This window comes from Paenibacillus sp. J31R122, from assembly GCF_056269185.1.
Window position 1 is genome coordinate 1 of the sequence record NZ_JBWDNM010000039.1, and the last position, 4,997, is coordinate 4,997.

The window sequence follows — 4,997 nt, forward strand, 5'->3', positions numbered from 1 at the left end:
ACACCACCTGAAATTAATAATTTAATTATATAGGAAAACAGGATACCCTTCCTCGTAAAAATCGAGGAAGGGTATCCTGTTTATAAGATATAGACTTTTTCAGTGGCCTCGGGGAATACCGGTGTATTCTTTTCTTTTATATAGGCAAGTGTAGTTATAGGCATAGTAAATATCACATTTCCTATTTGAGCTTGGGCTGCTTTGTCCAACAATGGAAATGCAATTCTAAAAACATCCTTTTCCACCCTTGCCGTATATAAATCATAGTGAAGTGCATTTCTCAAATCTATTATGGGAAGAGATTCATTTATGGAGGATGTATAAACTACTTTGCCGTCAAGCCCTGCTACTAACATATCTATACCGCTGTTGTTAGACATCTCTTGAAGACTGTCTCGAACGGCAGAATCATGTTGGATATCCCCATAATGCATCTCCAAATAAGACATAATGCTGCTTACTTTTAACCTAACTTGATTAATAACATATTTCGGATCGGGTTCGATTCTGCCTCTATCATTATCTAATAGCAAGTAAGTTCCGCAGCCAATTACAATAAAAGCACAAATAGATACAGCCGCAAACCATCTTCGCATCCAACTACTCAAATACATAGGTGTCTCCGCTCTCTTCCATTAGTCTTGGCTGAATTTATATCCGATACCCCAGACCGTTTTGATATAGGTAGGATTCGACGGACTAGCTTCGATTTTCTCACGTATTCTTCTTATATAAACCGTTATCGTATTTTCATCACCATAAGCCTCAAACCCCCAAATTGCATCAAGCAGCTGACTTTTGGAGAAAACTTGGTTTTTATGCTTAGCTAAATAAAACAAGAGCTCAAATTCTTTGGCTGATAGGGAAACATCTTGTCCATCTACTTTAACGCTATATGATTTCTTATCAATGGTCACATTGCCGAACTGTATACGATCTTCATTCTTTTCTGAATGAACGGAATTCCCTGCTCTTCTTAAATGAGCATTTATACGTGCCACCAACTCACTCATTGAGAACGGCTTGGTCATATAATCATCAGCTCCGAATCCAAGCCCTAACACCTTATCTGTATCACTGCCCCGCGCGCTTAAAATAAGGATTGGGACTTGATTCGTTTCACGAATTTGACGACAAAGGTCTATACCGTCCATATCTGGAAGCATAATATCCAACACAATAAAGTGTGGCTGCCATGTTTGGCTCAGGTGTAGGCCGTCCTTTCCATTCTCTGCGACCATAGTCTCGTATCCATTCATACTAATATAATCTTTTAATATACGCGAAATATCCTTTTCATCTTCAATAATAAGTATTTTTTTGCGCTGATCCATCATTTATTCTCCAATAGTTTTGTCATATGTTCATTGCATCCAGTTTAACACGAAAAAACCTCCAGAATGTAGGAGGTTTTTACTGCTTTTGAACTTATCAGGATGATAGCCTTCTGGATTGTCTGTATGAGAAAAGCTTTTTTCTAAGCGTAATGAGGAGAGTTACAGCTACGCATTGAATGAAGGTTAGAAGTAAAAATACAAGGTCCTGTAGTACAGTCATGCTGCCAGTAACCCAGCCTAATATAAGCAGGTTCAATTTCATTAAGGGAATATGGCAGCAAAACGTAACGATACTAAATAGGTTGATTGCCTTGTGATAAGACTGAATCGATTGACTTTTAAGACGGAGAACCCCATTGAAAACTAAAATTGTGTTTGGGAGTATACTGAAAGCAAGCTTATACTCTGCCATCCACTCACTCACATTAATTAACCAGATTGTTTCTATAACCGCAAGAATGAGTCCTGGGATTAGAAGGATTCCCATCTTGCTTTGCAGAAACTTATCCTCATTTTTCGCGATAATAACTCCGACTAATACAAAGGTTAATCCAAAACCAAAATACCTCGTTACGAACAAAACCAAATAGCCCCAAACAGACGAATCCAGCAAAACGCCATTCCCAATTACTGCTGCCAAGATCGGCCTAAGTGATCCGGAAACCAATTGACTAATAAGAAATCCCACAAGCGCTAGTACAATAACAAATCGATAATATTGCTTCTCAAAAAACCAATAGGAAACGATAATTCCAAAAAGTAAAGGAGGGATAAACCATAGCTGTATAAAAGGACCATTTAAAAAAACAGTCATAAATAATATTTTAGCCTGGAGAATAAAATTTGTAATGGATAATCCATTATTTAGAAATGCCGGTATAATGAACTCCATTATAAATAACAAGCAAAAAAAACTGTAAATCATCGTAATTCTAGTTATGTACCTTCGAATATACATCTTGGGATTTTCCGCGTTCACGCAGCCTCTGTAAGCCAAAAAACCAGCAATTACATAGAAGCACGGTACAATAACCCGGAAATTCAGCATTATAAACTGCAGCACATGCTGTTCAGGCAAAATGCCCATATAACGAATCAACATAATATGTGCAACTAAAACCAACAGGGAGCCTATTAGCTTAAATACAGTAATACCCGGATAATACCTACGCATGTTGCAGCAGCTCCCCTATTCTATCCCTAGCTATTTGTTGAATATCTTTAACAGAAATCTTTCCTGTTGCAGACAATGGAAAGGAAGAAAGAAATACAAAATAGCGCGGCAGCTTAAAGGCTGATAGGTGGGGCTCTAGAAAGCTTCTTAGTTTATCTGATGTAAGGTCCGCTCCCTTCTTAAAAACAATACAAGCACATATCTGCTCCCCATACAGCTCGTCTGGGATTCCGATAACAAGTGCTTCCTCGACTTCGTTATGCTTCAACAGAACATCTTCAATTTCTATAGGAGAGATCTTCTCACCACCACGAGAGATTAAGCGATTAAGTCTGCCTGTAATCGTTAGATGACCTTTTTCATCTATAAATCCTAAATCCCCTGATTTGTACCAGCCATCAGTCGAAAAGCAAGGCTTCTCTTTGTTTTCCTTCGTATATCGCATAACCCGATGACTTCGAATATAAATTTCACCATGCTCCTTTATGGGCATTGGCTCTCCTGTTTTCGGATTCAGCACCTTCACTTCTACACGTTTATCGATCTTGCCGGCAAGACTGTAGGAGCCCTTTTCAAATTCCTTTTGACTAATTAATCCACCAAGCATATTCGTATTTTTCAAGAAATTATATAGGAAACGAAGTACTAAATTATTCTTCCTTTCTATAAAGCAAATACCAGTTGCAACGGACCCTGCCTCAGATGATCCATAACTAACCATAAAGAAGTACAAGTTCAATTCCTTCGTTACTTTTTGCAAAATAGACTTTGTCACAGCTGCCGAAGTAAATACTACACCAAGCAATGACTTCAGATTGTGTGCATGTAAACTTGGGGAAGCAAGCATTTGATTAATCATGAAGGGAGTGCCTATCAGGACCCTACATTTTTCTTTTTCAACCGTGTTCAGGGCCAACGTAGGATTAAAGTGGCTCAACATAACGATATTTATATTACAACCCTTTAAGCCTGTAAATATGGTTCCAAATCCTCCTAGATGATACAAAGGCAACAAATTCATAACCGTAAAATGGCTCGTTATACGATCAACCATATTAGAAATTAAACTATTCTCTTTGTTTGTTTTGGATGTATGACTGGCATGGAAAGATGAGGTCGTACGAAGAACGCCCTTAGGAGAGCCTAATGTGCCTGAGGTATATAGCAGGATAAGTGGATCCTTGATGGTAACCTCTCGACAAGCCGCTAGCAGGGACTGATCATCCTTGTTCAATGCGAGTGCAAATAGTTCCCCATATGGACGAAATGGAAAAGGAACCCTTGATTCATTATCCAACATGAAAATATGCGCTGGCATCCATGAACAATCATAATTGTTTCTTTTGTTATCGGATAAGATTTCTTGCAAAAGGGATGGATAATGGATATGATTCCCCTCTCTCCCAATGATCATCACGCTTGGAGTGGAATCTTTCAGATACTTTTCGAGCTCATTCTTCTTGGAATATGTATTGAGCGGAACAATGATTGCTCCCACACAAGCAGTAGCAAACATCGAGAGCATAAGTTCCATTCTACCTGGCATTAACAAAGCTATGGTATCTCCTTTTTTAATACCTAACTCAAGAAATCCTTTGGCAATCTGCTGAACTTCTTTCCAAATAGCTGACCATGTGTAGCTTTGTTTGAATTCTGGGAAACTGAACGCTGTATCATGAGGGCAATATATCGCTCTTCTTTCCAGCATATAGGGAATCGTATCTCTATTAAAATCGCTAGCTTTTTTCATTTCCTCCATACCCTCCGTAATCAGCAATAGAGAAACAAACATTCTTTAAAACAAACAAATTAATTTGGATATTTACATTATTAACTTCATAACTATTAATTCAAATATAATATAGCATTTAATTAGTTCTTTATAAAGAACATTTATTGATTATATACTATAAACTAGCTGGTTCTGTCTAATCAACGTTTGTATCGCTTCCTATGCCTTTGTTGTTATAAAAAAAACATACGAGACTCGAGCAGAAATAATGCTCGGTTCTCGTATGTTTTTAGTTAAAACTTTTTTAATCTATAAAATAAAAAAAACCTTGATTCACAAGGAGTTCAGGTTAAATCTTTATTGTTCTTTTGAAAAAAAAATGGTGCCGTCGAGAGGACTTGAACCCCCAACCTACTGATTACAAGTCAGTTGCTCTACCAGTTGAGCTACAACGGCACATCATTATGAATTACCTTTAGTAAGAAGGTAATTGGTTGCGGGGGCAGGATTTGAACCTGCGGCCTTCGGGTTATGAGCCCGACGAGCTACCGGGCTGCTCCACCCCGCGTCGTAAAGAAGTAAATTGCACCTTCAAAACTGGATACGAAAGTTGTCTTACTGAAACCTTAGCTGTTTGTCTGCCGGATGTATGGGTCCATGCAAACTTATTTAGGATAAGCCCTCGACCGATTAGTATTCGTCAGCTCCACACATTGCTGTGCTTCCACCCCGAACCTATCAACCTCGTCGTCTT

At 38.4% G+C, this 4,997-nt stretch carries 4 protein-coding genes, 2 tRNA genes and 1 rRNA gene; all 7 read right to left on the reverse strand.

What is annotated here, in order from left to right; translation table 11 throughout:
• Window positions 1-80 precede the first annotated feature (80 nt).
• A complete protein-coding gene (locus tag AC0YN7_RS29510) occupies window positions 81-608 on the reverse strand; it encodes a hypothetical protein (protein WP_475813584.1) in 528 nt (175 codons plus the stop codon).
• Window positions 609-635: 27 nt separating this feature from the next.
• Window positions 636-1,334 carry a response regulator transcription factor gene (locus tag AC0YN7_RS29515; RefSeq protein WP_475813587.1) on the reverse strand — a complete coding sequence of 233 codons (699 nt, stop codon included), beginning with the start codon at window positions 1,332-1,334 and terminating at the stop codon, window positions 636-638.
• A 97-nt stretch (window positions 1,335-1,431) separates the two neighbouring features.
• Window positions 1,432-2,511, reverse strand: a complete 1,080-nt coding sequence (locus AC0YN7_RS29520) for an acyltransferase family protein (RefSeq protein WP_475813585.1) — start codon at window positions 2,509-2,511, stop codon at window positions 1,432-1,434.
• Window positions 2,504-4,261, reverse strand: coding sequence for a class I adenylate-forming enzyme family protein (locus AC0YN7_RS29525; RefSeq protein WP_475813586.1), 1,758 nt, complete (start codon window positions 4,259-4,261; stop codon window positions 2,504-2,506). Before AC0YN7_RS29525 ends, AC0YN7_RS29520 begins: the two co-directional genes overlap by 8 nt.
• Window positions 4,262-4,623: 362 nt before the next feature.
• A tRNA-Thr gene (locus AC0YN7_RS29530) sits at window positions 4,624-4,699 on the reverse strand.
• A gap of 35 nt (window positions 4,700-4,734) precedes the next feature.
• Window positions 4,735-4,811, reverse strand: a tRNA-Met gene (locus AC0YN7_RS29535).
• 102 nt (window positions 4,812-4,913) lie between these two features.
• Window positions 4,914-4,997: ribosomal RNA gene (locus AC0YN7_RS29540) — 23S ribosomal RNA — on the reverse strand; the annotation flags it as partial.

Coding starts and splice junctions, on each gene's coding strand:
- AC0YN7_RS29520 (WP_475813585.1), bottom strand. CDS start 2,511: ATGCGTAGGTATTATCCGGGTATTACTGTATTTAAGCTAATAGGCTCC.
- AC0YN7_RS29515 (WP_475813587.1), bottom strand. CDS start 1,334: ATGGATCAGCGCAAAAAAATACTTATTATTGAAGATGAAAAGGATATT.
- AC0YN7_RS29525 (WP_475813586.1), bottom strand. CDS start 4,261: ATGAAAAAAGCTAGCGATTTTAATAGAGATACGATTCCCTATATGCTG.